We start from the raw sequence: 510 nt of genomic DNA on the forward strand, positions 1-510 counted from the left end.
AAGAGGCGTTCTTAGTTCATGGGACACATCGCGAATCAAAAGACGTTGCTTCTCCGCTAGCGAGTGAATCTCTTTCGTCATGTGGTCAAAATCTTGCGCGAGTTCATTAAATTCTCGCGTGTTGGACTTTAGCTCCTGCACAACACTGACATTAAAATCGCCGTTAGAAAGCTTCTTGCTCGCCTCTCTGAGTCTGTCCAACGGTTGCTGTAAGTTGCGAGCCATTAAAAGCGAGAACAAAGCCAAAATCACGGCGGCAATCACCACTTTGATAATGGAAAAGTACAGTATGAAGTCATTCGCAGGATGTAAGCGATGTGGCAGTTGAATGACTAAGTTGTGCTGCTGAACCAATGGAATGCTGATGATTGGTCGATTCACTTTGTCTTCCAATTGATCATCAATGCTGCGTTTGAATTGGAGCTTGAATTCAAAATGTGGATGCATGAGACGATGCGTCACTGGTTGAAGTTGCTCGTTCAGTACAAACAAATAGAACTGCTGCGCGTT

1 protein-coding gene is annotated in these 510 nt (G+C 44.5%); it reads right to left on the bottom strand.

From position 1 onward, the window contains the following. On the bottom strand, window positions 1-510 hold a 510-nt coding region (locus R7Z49_RS27770), incomplete at both ends, for a histidine kinase sensor domain-containing protein (protein WP_318112876.1).

It is taken from the genome of Vibrio sp. 1562, from assembly GCF_033340155.1.
Classification (GTDB): domain Bacteria; phylum Pseudomonadota; class Gammaproteobacteria; order Enterobacterales; family Vibrionaceae; genus Vibrio; species Vibrio alginolyticus.